The sequence below is a fragment of the Streptomyces sp. NPDC090106 genome (assembly GCF_044747265.1).
Lineage (GTDB): Bacteria > Actinomycetota > Actinomycetes > Streptomycetales > Streptomycetaceae > Streptomyces.
This window is the reverse complement of the sequence record NZ_JBIVDS010000017.1, coordinates 127,909-144,392: the sequence shown is the minus strand read 5'-3', so window position 1 is coordinate 144,392 and position 16,484 is coordinate 127,909. Positions and strand designations below refer to the sequence as shown.

The 16,484-nt window shown below is 69.3% G+C and carries 13 protein-coding genes; 12 read left to right on the top strand and 1 reads right to left on the bottom strand.

The annotated features are described in order from the left end of the window. Window positions 1–40: 40 nt before the first annotated feature. Complete coding sequence (locus ACIPSE_RS40380) at window positions 41–4,489, bottom strand: hypothetical protein (protein ID WP_401673364.1); 4,449 nt, start codon at window positions 4,487–4,489, stop codon at window positions 41–43. 518 nt (window positions 4,490–5,007) lie between these two features. On the opposite strand from ACIPSE_RS40380, the gene ACIPSE_RS40375 reads away from it, so the two are divergent. From ACIPSE_RS40375 to iolD, 12 genes are all read left to right on the top strand, one after another. Then, complete coding sequence (locus ACIPSE_RS40375; RefSeq protein ID WP_401673362.1) at window positions 5,008–5,187, top strand: hypothetical protein; 180 nt, start codon at window positions 5,008–5,010, stop codon at window positions 5,185–5,187. Between the two features lie 16 nt (window positions 5,188–5,203). After that, complete coding sequence (locus ACIPSE_RS40370; protein WP_401673359.1) at window positions 5,204–6,061, top strand: sigma-70 family RNA polymerase sigma factor; 858 nt, start codon at window positions 5,204–5,206, stop codon at window positions 6,059–6,061. An 802-nt stretch (window positions 6,062–6,863) separates the two neighbouring features. Continuing rightward, window positions 6,864–7,094 (top strand): hypothetical protein, encoded by a 231-nt coding sequence (locus ACIPSE_RS40365; protein ID WP_401673356.1) that lies wholly within the window; start codon window positions 6,864–6,866, stop codon window positions 7,092–7,094. Next, window positions 7,091–7,714: a sigma-70 family RNA polymerase sigma factor gene (locus ACIPSE_RS40360; RefSeq protein WP_401673354.1), complete on the top strand. Its 624-nt coding sequence runs from the start codon at window positions 7,091–7,093 to the stop codon at window positions 7,712–7,714. Before ACIPSE_RS40365 ends, ACIPSE_RS40360 begins: the two co-directional genes overlap by 4 nt. 7 nt (window positions 7,715–7,721) lie before the next feature. Next, window positions 7,722–8,432, top strand: coding sequence for a hypothetical protein (locus ACIPSE_RS40355; protein ID WP_401673351.1), 711 nt, complete (start codon window positions 7,722–7,724; stop codon window positions 8,430–8,432). A 669-nt stretch (window positions 8,433–9,101) separates the two neighbouring features. Beyond that, window positions 9,102–9,317, top strand: coding sequence for a hypothetical protein (locus ACIPSE_RS40350; protein ID WP_401673349.1), 216 nt, complete (start codon window positions 9,102–9,104; stop codon window positions 9,315–9,317). Between the two features lie 7 nt (window positions 9,318–9,324). Next, window positions 9,325–10,605 carry a helix-turn-helix domain-containing protein gene (locus ACIPSE_RS40345; protein WP_401673347.1) on the top strand — a complete coding sequence of 427 codons (1,281 nt, stop codon included), beginning with the start codon at window positions 9,325–9,327 and terminating at the stop codon, window positions 10,603–10,605. Between the two features lie 198 nt (window positions 10,606–10,803). Beyond that, complete coding sequence (locus tag ACIPSE_RS40340) at window positions 10,804–11,133, top strand: hypothetical protein (protein WP_401673345.1); 330 nt, start codon at window positions 10,804–10,806, stop codon at window positions 11,131–11,133. A 649-nt stretch (window positions 11,134–11,782) separates the two neighbouring features. Beyond that, a complete protein-coding gene (gene iolC / locus ACIPSE_RS40335) occupies window positions 11,783–12,844 on the top strand; it encodes a 5-dehydro-2-deoxygluconokinase (RefSeq protein ID WP_401673342.1) in 1,062 nt (353 codons plus the stop codon). Beyond that, window positions 12,837–13,706: an aldolase gene (locus ACIPSE_RS40330; protein WP_401673340.1), complete on the top strand. Its 870-nt coding sequence runs from the start codon at window positions 12,837–12,839 to the stop codon at window positions 13,704–13,706. The genes iolC and ACIPSE_RS40330 overlap by 8 nt, the downstream gene beginning before the upstream one ends. Then, on the top strand, window positions 13,703–14,593 hold the full coding sequence (gene iolB, locus ACIPSE_RS40325) for a 5-deoxy-glucuronate isomerase (protein ID WP_401673333.1): 891 nt from the start codon (window positions 13,703–13,705) through the stop codon (window positions 14,591–14,593). Before ACIPSE_RS40330 ends, iolB begins: the two co-directional genes overlap by 4 nt. Continuing rightward, entirely contained in the window at window positions 14,590–16,473 is a 1,884-nt protein-coding gene (gene iolD / locus ACIPSE_RS40320; RefSeq protein WP_401673331.1) for a 3D-(3,5/4)-trihydroxycyclohexane-1,2-dione acylhydrolase (decyclizing), read from the top strand. Before iolB ends, iolD begins: the two co-directional genes overlap by 4 nt. Window positions 16,474–16,484: the final 11 nt, after the last annotated feature.

Genomic DNA, 16,484 nt, shown 5'->3' with positions numbered 1-16,484 from the left:
GAGGCATCCGCGGGCCGGGAACGGGAAAGGGCCGGCCCCTTCAGCCCCGGTCGGAGTCGGTGATCGCCGCGGCCACGCCGTAGGACCCGGAGAGCAGCAACTGGTCGAGCAGATCGAGAATCTCGGACCGGTGTGCAGGAGAAGTGGCCTGGACATACGCACGGACCAGCAGGCGGCCGATGTGGCGGGCGTCGGCCGACGCACTGCGGGTGAGGTCGCCTGAAGCGGCTGCGAGTACCGCGACGAAGCGCCGCACGCACGCCAGAACCAGTTGGTCGACCCGGTCCGGAGCGCGTTCGAGCGTGATCAGCAGCTGAGGCAGGGCGGCCTCGAAAGCGCGGGAGTCAATCAATGCGGTCAGTGTCCGCTTGTAAGACCCCAGACGCCGACCGCGCAGAGCGGCGGCCACTGTCGCGGCGGCTTCCCGCACATCCTCCTCCGGATCGTGGAAAAACCGGACGAGTGCGCGATGAGCGAAGGCAGCGTCGCCGGTGTTGAGCAGTCGCTGAGCGCATACGGCTGCGGCTCCCTGCCGTTGTGCCATGTCGTTCCCGGCAAGTACCTCAGCCAGCGGGCCAGGCATCTCCCATTCCATCGCGGCAAGCGCGGCGACCTGGCCACCGACCCGGCGTACCGGGGCCGCCGCGGAGTGCAGCATGCGTTCTGTCAGCGGCCCGGCCGCCGCCGGGTCCCCGTGCATCAAGGCAACGGCGAGGCGGGAAACATAAGGTGACGCCAGCAAATGGTCGGGAGCCTGGACCAACACCGCGAAGGCATCGGCCGCCGCGGGGCGGTCGTGACGGATCGCGGCACGCAGCACATGGGCCACGCATGCGCGAACGTCAAGGGAGGGATCGGCCGCCAATCTTCCCAGGTGGGGGACGATCAAGGTGGCGCGGGATCCGTCGGCGTCGTGGACGAGCAGATCGCCCAGACTTTTCGCCGCGGTGCCCCGTACGCTGTTGATTCCGGCGTTGAGCAGGTCGCGCGTCACATCACCCTTGTCCGCGCCGTGAGGACGGTCGGCGTCGCTCGGATCACCCGAGTTGAGAGCGCGACCGAGAAGCGTCTCGACCAGGTCCAGCGGCACGTGGTCGAGGTACTTCTGCAGGGCGTGCCCGAGCCACCGGTCTTGCGACGACAAACCCCTGCCGGCGAAATGCCGCACCGCCGCGAAGACGGCCTCAGGATCGTCGTATTGCTCAGCCTCGCCCAAGCCGAGGAGCAGCGAAACACCGTAGGCCGGATGCGTGCCGACGTCGACACGCTGAGCAAGCCTCACGAACCGACGGGGGTCCGCCGCCGTCATGCTCCGCAGCACGTGTGAAAGTTCGCGCGCGCCGCCGGTATGCGTTGCCCAGTCGACTCGGTCCCGGCTGTGTTTCCTCATGGCCTTGAGCCACTGGTCGTCACTCATGCGCTGGGCCGCGTCCACCGGGATCGGCGAACCTACGAACCCACCAGTCATCCCCTCCGGTTCGTCCGGTTCCCGTCGGTCGCCGTGGAGTCGGCTGAGTTCTCCGAGTCGGCGCCTCGCACGCTCGGAAAGCCGCTCTTCGGGCAGCGCCGTCAGCAGAGTGAACTCATGCCAGGGGGACAGCTCCTCGTCCGGGGGGAGGCGCAGTTGGAACAGGTACTGCTCCAACTGCGCGACCGTAGGGTCCGGCAGAGCGCCACCGATGGCGCTGAGGACCTCACGGGCGCCCCACACGACGTTGTCGGCATAGCCGGACAGCAGACGGTGTCCACCCTGGAGGAGAATGTCGGCGGCCCATGGGGCGAGGTCGGGTCCCCCCGCGGCCAACGCCTGGTACAGGAGCCACTGTGCTGCCTCGTACGGCTCGCTCACCAGACCGTCCACAAGCTGACGCGCTCGCGCCGCGTCCCGGCCCGCTGTCATCCGCAGAGCTTCGGCCGCGCCCTGCAGCAAGGCGTCCCCCAGGTCGCCTGGATCGTCGTCGCGATGGCGGTGTGAGAAGTGGCGGTCATTGATGGGCCATCCTGCCTGTACCGGGTACGCGGTCAGACACATAGCGGCCAGGAGGACCGGCAGCATCCGGGCGCAGAACTCCTCCGGTGCGCCGACCGCGGCGGCGGTAACCGCCTGGAGCATCGCGTAGTCCCGGTTGACCAGGATAGCCACCCTGCCTTGGTCGTCGAGCCGGAGGGCGTCGGGGCGCTCGGTCAACAGTGCGCCCAGCAACTCGACCACCCAGGTGGGTTCTACCGCCGCCAAGTCGCTCGCCGGAAACCAGAGGGCGTGTTCGAGACCGGTGAAAACACCTTCTCGCACGCCGTCGAGCAGGGAGTCGAAGAGCGCTCGACTGCCGACGAGGCTCGCACGGGGCACAATCTTGATCAGCCACGAACCGTACCTGGGGTCGGCCGTATGCGGTTCCAGGAGGCGGGCCACTCGGTCGGGCAAAGCCTCGGCAACCGCCGCCAACAGCCCCACCGCCCAGCCTTGTTCCCTCACGTCGGCGCTGTCGAGCCAGCGCTCGAAGACCCCTTCGTCGTCTCCACGGCGGAACCAGGCGGGCGTGCCGAGCAAGTCGACGAGGCGGTCACGGAAGGGCGGGCGTGTGGCCAGCACACGGGCCACGACACCCCACTCAGTGCCGGTGGGAGCATCCAAGCCGCGCAGCACCGCAAGTGTCAGGTGCTTGAGGTGATATCGAATGTCCGGGCTGGTCAGCAGTGCCTCGACCTCTACAGCGAAGCGTTTCGGGTCGAGATCCCGCAGGTGTTCGAACACCTGCCGGAGCTGTCCGCGGCGGAACAACTCCTGTTCACCTGCGGTGAGGAAAACAACGAGGCTCTCTTCGCGCCGAAGCCAATCACGGGCGAAGGCGTAATCGAAGAAGCTCTCATGGAAGAAAGCCAGTTGGCGACCGTCGCGCACACAGATGTGTTCCGACTCCAGGACCTTCCTGCTGGCTGCGAGGGCGTCGGTGTCGAACACGCTGTGGGGCACGGACAGCCGCTGGCGCGCACTCATGACGGAGACGACAGCCGAGACCGCGTCGTGGAAACGCACGGACGGACGGCGGGCGCACGCCTCCTCTTTGGTGTCCCAGAAGGCGTCAAAGAGCTTTCGAGTGCTGTGGAGGCAAAGCGCCTCCTCCTGGTTGCTGACCTGGGCGAGGAGGACGAGATGCAGCGGTGAGCGCAGTAACGCTCGTTGCGGCGCGGCCAGTCGGGAAGCGTCCAGGCCCAATTCGGTGACCGCGCTGTCGACCTGTGCATCGGAGAGCGACCCGACCGAGACGCGCGTACAGCGGTCCGGGGCTGTGAGCCTACGGATTCGGGCGTCGGCCTCGACGTCGAACGCGCGGCAGGCCAGGACCACCCGCATGCCGGGATGTGCCGCAGCCTCGTCGACCAAGTCGGCCACCGCGTCGAAGGTTTCCGGGATGCGCCCCGATGCCATGCTCACGGCGTCGAGTTGGTCCACGACAAGGACGCAGGGCCGCCCGTCCGCTACGGCACCGAGAGCGCCGACCGGGGATATGGGCAGTCCGACACGCTGTCCCAGTTCATGGGTCGAGCCGAAGGGTTCCAGGCGGTCGAGCCGGAAGGCAAGAACCGGAGTGGCCGCCTCCACCAGGGCGGCGACGGTCTGATGCAGCACGGCACTCTTCCCACCGCCCGCCGTTCCGGTGGGCAGGATGAGCCGCCGAGGGCCCTCCCTGACCTCCGTCGCGACGCAGTCGGTTTCTTCCCTCGGGATCGTGGGCCAGAGCAGCGTACGTTGGACACTTGCCGCCCACCGCCGCGTCACCGTCCGCACGGCGTCGGACACCGCGAGAGCGTCAGCCCGTACGGCAGCCCGCAGTCCGTAGGCCCCGAGGCGGAAGGTGAGAGTCTCGGCGTCAAGTGTGGTTCCCAGGTTGTCCATCAGCACTTGGCCGAGGGCGAGCGCCGCCAGCCGACCCGGCGCTCCGGCCAGGACCTGTTCGGCCAGGATGGCGTTGGTGTGCACGAGGTCCCGTTCGTCGTGCCACTCCATCCGCAGCCCTCTCAGCATCCGCCAGGCCGTCGCGGTCGAGCCGTAGATGCCACTCGAAGCGAGGGCGTCAAAGGCGCCCCGGAGTTCGTCCGTCAGCCACTCAGCTTCGAACGAGGCGAGATCGTCGGAGCGACGGGCGCGGTCAGTGAGCTCGTCAAGCACACGGGCGGGGACTACGGAGACAAAGTGGAACGCCCGACCTGCATCGACGTGCGAACGCAAGCTCTCCCACACCCCCTTGCTGCGGAGGGAGGCCACATTCCAACTGTTCGCATTGCGGTTTTGGCGCTTGACCTGGTGCACCTCCGTCGCGTGGTCATGCCGGTAGACGAACTCGACCCCGTCGCCCAGCAGCCCACCCGGCTCGACGCAGAGCGACGTACCCGAACCCATCAGTACGTACAGGGCATGCCTGACCGTCCAGGCTCCCTCGTAGCGGTTGCCGAACTTGTCCGTCTCGCCTCCCGACCGCGGTGCCACCGTGTCCCCTGCCCCCCTCCACCCCCAGACGAGCCACACCCGTGCGCGGACGCTACCGGATACGAGCGAGGGACGCCGAGCTCCGCCGAGAGAGCCTCATTCAGTCAGACCAAGATCCGGACCATTGACGGACCAACGCCCAACCAATAACAGTCTCGAGCTTCATTTCTGCAGGTCAGCAGGCATCGGATTCATGTACCACCGACAGACGAAGAACCTGCTGGTGAGCTACTCACCGCAGAAGCTCGGCTTCTTCTAGGGGATGAACTCGGTTGCCTGGAGGGAAGGTTGACCTCCAGGCAACCCGCCGCACGAGCTCGGAGCCGGCCGGCCCGACTCGCCGCGCGGGCCCTGGCCGCCCCCAGGACCAGGACCTCGCGAACGCGGGACCTGAACTTGCGCTGAAGCGCTCTGCTGGGTGTGTCAAGAGAATCTGCCGCTGCTCCCTCTCCAGTGTTGTACGGCCCGTTTGCTTCAACCGCGAGGCGCTGGAGGCCGCAGAGTGGAGGAGGTGCTCGGTGGATGTCGCCGGCGCAGTGCTGTTCCTGATCGTGATCATCGCTCCCAGTCTCGGGAAGTTGATCGACAGCGTGGCCTATCGGAACAGGGCCAGCGGGAGGGCCGAGGTGATCCGCGCGCAGAGCGCAACCGAGTCGCACGCCTGCGAGACGCGCGAGCGCGGGAGGGTCGATGGCTGAGGGGAGAGTCGTATCCGTGGAGACGTGGAACTCCGTGTACGCGGAGTTCCACGGGGAGATGACGGGCAAGGCACGCCGGTTGCTGTCGGACGCGAGGATCCCGGCTTCACGGCTCGAGGCCGAGGATGTCGTGCACAACGCGTTCTCCAACGTGCTCCGCGCGCCTCGCGTTGCCGACGACCCACGCGCCTACCTGTACGCGGTGATCCGCCGCGAAGTCGAGTCGGAGGCGAGGCGGTACGGCTCATCAGCCCGCTGGGAACCAGCGCGCCGGCTCGACGGCATGTCCGCCGGCGAGCCGGCGCTTGCGGACTTCAGCGACATGGTCGCTCACCAAATCTCGCTGCACCAGGCTCTCCGCGAGCTGCCGCCTCAGCAGCGGACTGCCGTGTGGGCAACGAAGGCGATGGGCCACACGCAGCAAGAGGTAGCCCGGGACATGGGCAGAAGCCCGGGCACCATCGCCACCCATGTCGCACGGGCAGTGACCTGCTTACGACTCAACCTGTCAGCGGTGTGGGCAGTCGTGGTCACGTTACTGTGCGGCCTGCTGGGCACGGTGGCTGAGCGCGCGGCAGATGTCGCCGACAGGGGCCGGGAACGCGCGACTCCGATGACTCCCGACCTCGGGCTGAGCAGTTGGCAGGCCATGTGTCTGGGCGCGGTACTTCTTCCCCTCGCGTTCTACGTGTCCGGGTCACTCCTGGCCTGGCTGAAGGCGAGGTTCGACTCCGGCCTATCCGACGATGCCGGAGCAGCTTTTCGCTACCGAGCTGCATTTCCCGTGGTGTTGGACCGCGCCCGCGCCGGGAGAAGAACGCGCATCGAGAGACTGACCTTTCGTGCAGGTGAGGTATCGCGGACGAAGCAGTGACTGCGCAGCTCCCGATCCAGCGGGGCAGCGTCGGATGCAGGGCGATCAGCTGTGCACCGATCTCCTCACCGGCCCCGGACCGGCTTTCGACGGTGCGGGGCCCGGCTTGAGCGCACCAGCCCCCGGCACCGGACGCCCTCAGGTCTTCCCGCAGCACCGCCGTCGCCAAAGTCACAGATCCGGACCAGACGCAGACCCGACGCGGACCAGCTTCCAAGACCGCCCCACCCGGCTTACGTTCGCGCCGGTCAGAGACATGCGTGCACGCACCACCAGCACACGAAGCACCTGCTGGTGAGCCATTCACCCAATCACCCACTCACCCAGAAGCTCGGCTTCTTCCGGTTCCACCGGCAGTTCTGCGGGAGGTTCTCCTGCCACCTCTTCCGGCGGCGCACGAAGTGCCCGCCGCCAAGCGTGACTACCCGTCAGGCACCCCTCGCTGCCACCCACTCAACCTCAGAGTGATCTGCGACACATGCTGAAATTGAACGTGCAATTTCATGTTCGCGCAAATCTGCCCCCTTTCCGCACGTTTCCGTGAAACCGGCAGCTCGTCAGGGTGGCGCCAAAAGGCGCGCGGGGTGGCGAAGTGTGGCGCTGTGCGCTTGCGAAAAGCGCCCCCTGTTACACGCGGGCGGAAAGTTACCTTCCGTTAGAACGATGTGCTGAGAGGTCTGCACGAATCACTGGGCTCATAGGCTTGTCTGTTTCGCAGAGCAACGGTGCTCAAGGTGTCTGCCCGCCCGAACGGGGGACGGTGCGGTCACAACACCGCCTGAAACGAAGGAAGACAGCCACTGTGAACTACGTCGACGCCGGCTTCGTGCTGGCCCTCGCCGCCGCGGCGCGCTCGTTCGCGCCCGACGTGTGGTTCCTAGTGCGGCGCCTTCTCGGTGCCGGAGTACGGCTCGGCGCCCTGGCGCTGGCCGAACAGCAGCACGTGTCCCCCACATCCCCCATGTCCCTCATGTCCTCGACGTTCCCCGCATCCCCCGACACGGCCTCGCTGGACGAAGGAGGCCACCGGTGAGCACTCCTCACCCCGACCCGGCAGGACCCGCCACCGACTGCCGTTCGCCCTGGGTTCCACCCGACTTCGGGGCGTTCCAGGACCGGTACGACCGGGCGTTCCTGGAGTACAGCCGTATCCATCTCGGGGATCCGGCCGCGGCTCGCCGGCTGGTGGACGCCACGTTCCTCTATCTGGCCGTCATCTGGCCCCGGCTGCGGCTGATGGCCGACCGCGGCTCGCATGCCTGGGCCCTGTTCAAACAGCGGGTGCACGGCGAGTTGGAGGCCCAGGGCCGCAGCCCGGCGATCACCGAGAACCTGGCCTTCGCCCGCGCCATCCGGGCGGCCACGGCGCCGCTGCTGGAATCGTTCAGGACCTCCTTCCACGCCGAACACGGCGACGAGTTCACCGAACTCGAGGAAGGACTCGGCGTCTACAGCCACATGGTGCGCCTGAGCGAGCGGCAGTTCGACGTCCTCGTGCTGCGGGACGCGCTCGCGTTCACGACCAGGGACACCGCCTTGATCATGGGCATCAACGAGGCGACGGTCCGCTCCACCCACCGCACGGCGAAGATCCGCATGGCGTCCGCCATGGGGTACCGCACCGACGACGCCCCCGAGGCGGACAAGGAGTGAGGAACCTGTGAACCGCACCCCGCGCAGCATCGACGAGGCCTTGCGCCGTGCCCGCGTCTTCCAGGGCGAGTACACCGACGCCGACCTCGAGCAGTCCCGGCGCACCCTGGCCGGGCAGCTGCACGAGCTGCGCTGGGTGCAGTTCCTGAGCACCGCCCCGGCGGGCTGCCCGCACACGCCCTCGGCCGCGCTGCACGAGCAGGCCGCCCACGATCTGCGGCTGCTGTGCCGGGGCACCGTCCAGCACCGTGAGGCATCCGGGCACATCTCCGCCTTCGAGCGGGACCGCGCCCCGGACGGGGCCCTCACCTTCGCCGGCCTGCTCTACCTGGCCGACGAGGAGGAGGGGGCGCAGTTCTGGTGGCACTACGCCGCCGGGGCCGGCAGTGTCACCGCCGCCCTGTGCGTGTATCTGCTGCATCTGCGCCGGGGAGAGATGCGCGACGCCGCCCACTGGGCCGGGCAGATCCAGCGCCTCAACACACTGGGCTGGAACACCTACACGCCCGTGGAGCATCACGCCGCCCTGCCCGCGCGCCCGCCGGAGTCGGCCTCGGCCGTGCAGTACCGGCTGCCGGCATCGAGACCGGGTGTGTGCGAGGACGCCCTCAGGGACGCCCTGGACGACCTGCGTACGCCCTGTGCGGGGGCACTCGGTCCGGTGCCGCAGCCGATCCCCGCGCTCGCCGCTCACTGGGCGGCTCTGGTCACGTGTTAGGAGAAAGAAGGCCAGGATCAGACGACGGACGGACGGCCCCCTCACGCCGAGGGCCGCGACGGATGCCGGTTCGAGCGCCGCGACGAATGCCGGTCCGACGGCCGCGCAAAAATGCTGGTCCTGGCGCCGCCATGCGGCGCCAGGACCACGGCAGGCATCGCGGCAACGAGTCCTGCTCCGTCTCCGGGTGACTGGATTGCCCGCAGTACTTCGGAGAGCCTCGCCGGTGCGGTGACCGCGTCCGGCGACTGCACGACTAAAGATCGGGCATGCCCGCCGCGAGGTCAACAGCGGGACGCCCGCGCGGGAAAGCCGATCCTCATTCACGGCCTGACCTGGCACAGAAGCAGGTCAGGCTATGTCCGAAAGACGCAGGGAGGGGTGAGACAGGCATGCGGGAAATCACTCTCCGTCACATTACGGGGTGCGCCAGACCGGGACACGGAAGCGGAAATCATCCGGCCAAAGAGAACCTGACCTGCGCCTTCTGCATGACGCGGAGCGAGTTCGGCCAAGACCACCACAGGGACGGATTCGCGGCTATGGACTTCAAGGGGTTAGTGCTCAAGGCCCGGATGCTGCAACATCACTTGCCATGAAAGGCGGCGGCAACCGCCTTGCACCATCCGTCAGTTAGCCCGCAGTACAGCAAGAGTTGGAGAAAGATCCGTGAACAACCCGTTCTGCGGCCCACCACGGCCGCTCACCACGCCCGAAGCCGGCGTTCTCATCGTCATCATCGTCGTGGCCGCCGTGCTGGCCGCCGCAGGCCTGCCGACCGCGGGCGTGATCCTCCTGATCACCGAGGCCGTCTCCTGCGGCACCGGGCTGCTCCTGCGGCTCCGCGCACGCGAGACGGGCACAGCGCGGGCGACGGAGATCTGACCGACCGATGGGGCGCCGCGAGAAGCCGATTGCCCAGTGCAGCAAGTCCTTGCACGCACTGGCCACTTGGCTGCGCGCCGGCCGTACGAAAGCCGGGTTGACGTACGACCAGCTCGCCGCCCGCACCCAGTTCAGTGCGGACACTCTCGCGCGCGCCTCATCGGGCCACAGCGTCCCGCAGAACCCCGCCGTCGTCATCGCCTACGCGCGGGCCTGCAACCTCAGCCCGAAGGACGCGGAACGGCTGTGGAAGCAGGCCCGTCGTGACGCCGCCCGCGCCCAGAGCGCCGTCAGCGGCGGACACCGCGGCGGCGTCCACATCAGCGTCGTGAAGGACTTCGCCGACCTGCACTCCGTCATCGTCGACCTCTACCACGACGAAGGCAGCCCGCCGCTGCGCAGCCTCGACGCCCGCGTCGGCGGGGTGGGCCGGCTCCCCCACAGCACCGTGGGGAAGGTCCTCAACCGCCAGTCCACGCCCAGCAGAACCTTCGTGGCCGCCTTCGCCGAAGCCTGCAACGTCCGCAAGGCGGATCTCCCGGAGTGGACGAAGGCCTGGGACCGTGCCGACGCCGACCGGCGCAGCACCCGTATGCGCAAGAAGCCCGCGGGTCCGGACCCGCGTCTGACGATCCACGACCGTGCCACCCCGCGCGACCTGCAGCAGCTGATGAGCGAACTGGAGTCGTCGGCCCGCAAGGAACCCGGGCTGAAGCTCCTGGTCCACATCCCCCAGCCCGGCGACGCGGATGCAGAATCGTCCACTCGCATGACCCGCGAGCTCCTGGTCGACCAGGCGCAGCGCAGCGGAGACCTCGCCTGCCCGCAGTGCCGACGCCCCTCCTTCGGGTACGACGACCGCAGCGGCTGGATCCCCCAGCTCTGCACCACCTGCGCCCCACCGCCCCCGGCCGCCGCCACCGAGGACACTCCCACCCTGCCGCTGGGCCTCCGCGTCCCCACCGTCCCGCCGCCCCTGCCCCAGCGCGTCCCACGCCCCTGGCCCACCGCGACCACCACCCCGGCCACACCCCAGGACGCCGACAGTCTGGCCACCCACACCGACGCACCGGCGCCCGCGCACCCGCAGTCCCCGTTCGCCGACTGCACCTGCATGTTCTGCGCCAACGAACGCAGAACCCAGTCCGACAAGCAGCCGCCACCCACCCGGGACACCTCCCTGACGACCCGCATCCGGATCAACATCCCCGGCAGCCGCCCCATCCCGCCCATCGTCGTCCGCACACCCAAGCCCGACCAGCCGGGGAGAATCGACGACGTCTCGTGACCGGGACAGGCCGAGGCGTCACAGGGGCCTTGGCGTTGCTCTCCGCGTAGTCGTCCGGTGACGCGGGCGCCTCTCCTGTTGCGGCTGGGAAGCCCGTTTCCTACGCCCGGTGACCCGCGTCACAGACCGGCGGGTAGCCATTGCCGCCCCGCGCGACGGGCCGCAATCTTCCGTCAACCACCGCCACACGCACGGGAGTTGACGATGCTGGCCTGCCCCTCCGACAAATGCGGTTCGACGAACGTTCAGCAACTGTCGCACTACTGGCTGTCGCTGGCGTCGGATTCGCCGCTCAAGAAGACGTACGCACCGCCGGCGAAGGTCGATTCGCGAGCGTGGATCGCCGCGCTGGCACTCATCGGCGGAATCGCCCTGCTGGTGTCCGGTTCCTGGCTGCTCGGATTGGCCGTGGCGGCGGGCGGGCTGCTGTTCGGAGCTTGGGATCACCGCGAGATGGGCGTCTACCTCACGTCGCGGGCGGACTGGGAGTCGAAGCGGATCTGTCTCGGCTGCACCGGCCGATTCTGACGCGGCACGTCAGCCCCTGGCACTCGACGGAGGTACGGGGCCGACCCGGTGACCTCGCCCGTCCCGGCCGAACCCCTGCCGTTCCCCCTTCGTCGGAGAAGAGGACCGCGGACGTGTTCGCCGCTCGCAGCCCGACCGGGCGTGCACCGCACGTGAAGCGGAAGGGTGCCGGCGACCGACCCCGACCCCGCGGTAACGCAAGCCGACTCCCGGCCTGCCGCCGGACTCGGCGGCGGACGCCGAGGACAGCGTCCGGTCGGCCGTCGCGCGCCACAAGAGGACCCCGCGGTCCGTACGGGAAGCGCTGCGACCGGATGGCTGGAGCGAGGCGCGTGACCTGACACGCGAGCGCATCGACAGCGAGTACGGACACTGACACCCGCCCCGCCGTGACCCGCTCGTCGGCACTGGTGATCAACTGTTCCTGCCGGAAGCCACGTGCGCGACCGATCGTTCGAGCCGTACCTTCGCGCCGTTCCTTCGCGTCGTCCCTTCGCGCCGTCCCTTCGCGCCGTTCTTCGAGCAGGCCGGCATCGCGTTCCCCACCAAACCCCGCGACGGTGTTGACATCCTAATGTCCTGACATACTCTTGTCCCGAAGCGCGAGCGCACAGACACGCACGCCGCCGAGCGAAGGGAACCCCACGCGATGTCGTTCGATGTCCTGACCATGGGCCGGGTCGGGGTGGATGTCTATCCGCTCCAGACCGGGGTGGGGCTGGCCGAGGTCACCTCGTTCGGCAAGTACCTGGGCGGCAGCCCGACCAACGTGGCGGTGGCCGCGGCCCGCTACGGGCGGTCGGCGGCCGTCGTCACGAAGACGGGGCGGGACCCGTTCGGGGACTTCGTACGCACCGCGCTCGACGGCTACGGCGTGGACACCCGGTTCGTCGGCACGTCCGACATCGCGCCGACGCCGGTGACGTTCTGCGAGATCTTCCCGCCGGACGACTTCCCCCTCTACTTCTACCGTCTCCCCAAAGCCCCCGACCTGGACATCCGTCCGGAGGAGCTGGACCTGGACGCCGTGCGCGGGGCGAAGGTCTTCTGGGTCACCGGGACCGGGCTGAGCGAGGAGCCGAGCCGCTCGGCGACACTGGCGGCCCTGCGGCACCGGGCCAAGGCCGGGACGACGGTCTTCGACCTGGACTGGCGGCCGATGTTCTGGTCCGACCCGGAGCAGGCGCGCGCGTTCTACGCCGAGGCGCTGGCCCATACGACGGTGGCGGTCGGCAACCTCGACGAGTGCGAGGTCGCGACCGGCGTCCGGGAGCCGGTCGCGGCGGCGGAGGCGCTGCTGGCGGCCGGTGTGGAGCTGGCCGTGGTCAAGCAGGGCCCCAAGGGGGTCCTCGCCATGGACCGCTCGGGCGAGATCGCGGAGATCCCGCCGGTGTTCGTGGACGTGGTCAACGGCCTCGGCGCCGGCGACGCCTTCGGCGGCGCCCTGTGCCACGGGCTGCTGTCGGGCTGGGACGTGCGCCGCGCGGTGTCCTTCGCGAACGTCGCGGGGTCGATCGTCGCCGGCCGCCTCTCCTGCTCGGACGCGATGCCGACCGAGGACGAAGTCGACGCCAGGCTCGGCGCCACCGGCGAGAACGACGCCACCGCCGAGAACGACGTCAACGCCGAGACCGGCGGCACCGCCGAGACCCGCGCCACCGCCGAGAACGACGCCACCGCCAAGCTCGACGAGGTGACCCAGAGTGTCTGAGAAGCTCGACCGGATCGTCCACGCCCGGGTGAACGACCCCGGCGCGATCGAGGCGGCGGCCGATCGCCGGGTGAAGGCGGCCTCGCTGCTGGGCGAGCACGGCAAGGCCATGATCATCGCCGCCGACCACCCCGCACGGGGCGCCAACGGCGTGGGCGGCGACCCGAACGCGATGGCGGACCGCTCGGAGCTGCTGGACCGGCTCTGCGTCGCCCTGGAGCGCCCCGGAGTGACGGGCGTGCTGGGCACCGCCGACATCCTGGAGGACCTGCTCCTGCTCGGCGTCCTGGACGGCAAGTCGGTGTTCGGGTCGATGAACCGGGCCGGCCTCGCGGGCTCGGTGTTCGAGATCGACGACCGGTTCACCGGCTACGACGCCGAGACCATCGCCGCGATGGGCTTCGACGGCGGCAAGACGCTGACCCGTATCGCCCTGGACGACCCGGCCACCCCGGCCGCCCTGGTCGAGACGGCGAAGGCGGTCAACGAGCTCAACGACCGCCGGCTGATCGCGATGATCGAGCCGTTCCTGTCGGTGTGGGAGAACGGCAGGATCCGCAACGACCTGACACCCGACGCGGTCATCAAGTCGGTCACCATCGCCTCCGCGCTGGGCCGCCGCACCGCCTACACCTGGCTGAAGCTGCCGGTGGTGCCCGAGATGGAACGGGTGCTGGCCTCCTCGACGCTGCCCGCGCTCCTGCTGGGCGGCGAGGTCAAGGACGCCGAGGCCGCCTTCGCCTCCTGGGGCAGGGCGCTGCGCCAACCGACCGCGCAGGGACTGGTCGTGGGCCGTTCACTGCTCTACCCCGCGGGCGGCGACGTCGCCGGGGCCGTCGACAAGGCGGTGAGCCTGCTGTGACCTCCTCGCACAAGTACCACCTCCCGAACGGGACTTCAGGGGACGGCGACTACGACCTGGTCGTGACGCCGGAATCGGCGGGCTGGGGCCACTCCGGCCTCAGGATCCTCACCCTGGCACCGGGACAGGCGCACGCCCTGTCCACCGAGGACTCCGAGTTCCTGGTCCTGCCGCTGACGGGATCCTGCACCGTCACCACGGACGGCAGCACCTTCGAACTCGAAGGGCGGACCGACGTGTTCGCCTCGGCCACCGACTTCGCGTATCTCCCCCGCGCGTCGGAGGCTCTGATCAGCAGTGCGGACGGCGGGACGTTCGCGCTGCCCTCCGCCCGTACCGAGCAGGGAGGTCATCCGGCTCGGTACGGGCCCAAGCAGGACGTGCCCGTCGAACTGCGCGGCGCGGGGGCCTGCTCACGGCAGGTCAACAACTACTGCCTCCCGGGCACCTTCGACGCCGAACAGCTCCTCGTGTGCGAGGTGTTGACCCCGGGAGGCAACTGGTCCTCCTACCCGCCGCACAAGCACGACGAGGCACGGACCGACGCCGACGGGAACCCGGTGGAGTCGGAGCTGGAGGAGATCTACTACTTCCGCATCGCCGGCGGGGACGACGCGTTCGCCTACCAGCGCGTCTACGGCACCCCCGAACGCCCCCTGGACGTACTGGCGGAGGTGCGTTCCGGAGACGCCGTGCTGATCCCGCACGGCTGGCACGGCCCCTCCGTCGCGGCGCCGGGCTACGACCTGTACTACCTCAACGTCATGGCGGGCCCCGGTCAGGACCGGGCCTGGCTGATCTGCGACGACCCCGCCCACGGCTGGGTCCGCGCCACCTGGGACACCCAGGACGTGGACGACCGCCTGCCCTTCGGAGAGACCTCATGAGCACCGTCCGACTGACCACCGCGCAGGCCCTGGTGCGTTTCCTCGCCGCCCAGTACAGCGAGCGCGACGGCCAGGAGCAGCGTCTGATCCCCGGTGTCTGGGGCATCTTCGGTCACGGCAACGTCGCCGGCCTCGGCCAGGCGCTCCTCCAGGCGTCCGTGACCGGCGAGGCCGATCTGCCGTACTTCCTGGCCCGCAACGAACAGGGCATGGTGCACGCGTCGGTGGCCTACGCGAAGATGCGCGACCGGCTCGCCACCTTCGCCTGCTCGGCCTCCACCGGCCCGGGTTCGACGAACATGATCACGGGCGCGGCGCTGGCCACCACCAACCGCATCCCGGTGCTGCTGCTCCCCTCGGACATGTTCGCCACGCGCGCCGCCGACCCGGTCCTGCAGCAGCTGGAGGACACCCGGGCCGGGGACGTCACCGTCAACGACGCGTTCCGGTCCGTGTCGAAGTACTTCGACCGCGTCCAGCGCCCCGAGCAGCTGATCCCGGCCGCGCTGGCCGCGATGCGGGTCCTCACCGACCCGGTCGAGACCGGCGCCGTGACCCTCGCCCTCCCCCAGGACGTGCAGGCCGAGGCGTACGACTGGCCCACCTCGTTCTTCCGGCGCCGGGTCTGGCACGTGGGCCGCCCGGTGCCGGAGGCAGCCGCCGTCCGGCGGGCCGCCGCCCTGCTGAAGAACGCCAGGAAGCCCCTCCTGGTCGCCGGTGGCGGCACGGTCTACTCCGGTGCCGAGACCGCCCTGCGCGCGTTCTCCGAGGCGACCGGCATCCCGGTGGCGGACACGCACGCGGGCAAGGGCGCGGTGCCGTGGGACCACCCCTACGCGGTCGGCGGCCTCGGCTCCACCGGCGCGTACGCGGCCAACGAACTGGCGCGCGAGGCCGACGTGGTGCTCGGCATCGGCACCCGGTACTCCGACTTCACGACCGCCAGCCACACCGTCTTCGGCAACCCCGACGTCACCTTCGTCAACCTCAACGTCGCCCGCCTGGACGCCGTCAAGCACTCCGCCGAACCGATCGTCGCCGACGCCCGGCTCGGGATCGAGGCCCTGGCCGGCGCGCTGGACGGCTGGGAGGTCGCGCCGGAGTACCGGACGCACACCCGTGAACTCATCGCCCGTACACGGGAGATCGAGGAGACGTGCTTCGCCCCGGACCGCAACACCGGTGAACTGCCCGCCCAGACGCAGATCCTCGGGGCCCTCAACGACGTGCTCGACGACCGCGCGGTGGTCATCAACGCCGCCGGTTCCATGCCGGGCGACCTCCAGCAGCTGTGGCGGGCCCGGGACCCGAAGGCCTACCACGTCGAGTACGCCTACTCCTGCATGGGCTACGAGGTGGCGGCCGGTGTCGGCGCGAAGATGGCCGACCCGTCGCGCGAGGTCGTCGTCCTCGTCGGCGACGGCTCCTACCTGATGATGGCTCAGGAGATCGTCACCATGGTCTCGGAGGGCCTGAAGGTCATCATCGTCCTCGTCCAGAACCACGGCTTCGCCTCCATCGGTTCGCTCTCCGAGTCGCTCGGCTCGCAGCGGTTCGGCACCAAGTACCGCTTCCGCGACGACGGTTCGGGCCAGCTCGACGGCGATGTGCTGCCCGTCGACCTGGCGGCGAACGCGGCGAGCCTCGGCGCGGACGTCCTGCACGCCTCCTCCGTGGACGAGTTCCGCGTCGCGATGGAGAAGGCCAAGACCGCGTCCAGGACGACCGTCGTGCACGTGGAGACCGACCTCTACGGCCCCAACCCGCCCGGTCACGCCTGGTGGGACGTCCCCGTCAGCGAGGTCTCCGCGCTCGACTCGACCCGGAGCGCCTACGAGACCTATGCCGCCCACAAGCAGGCCCAGCGCCACTACCTGTAAGGAAACCGCGA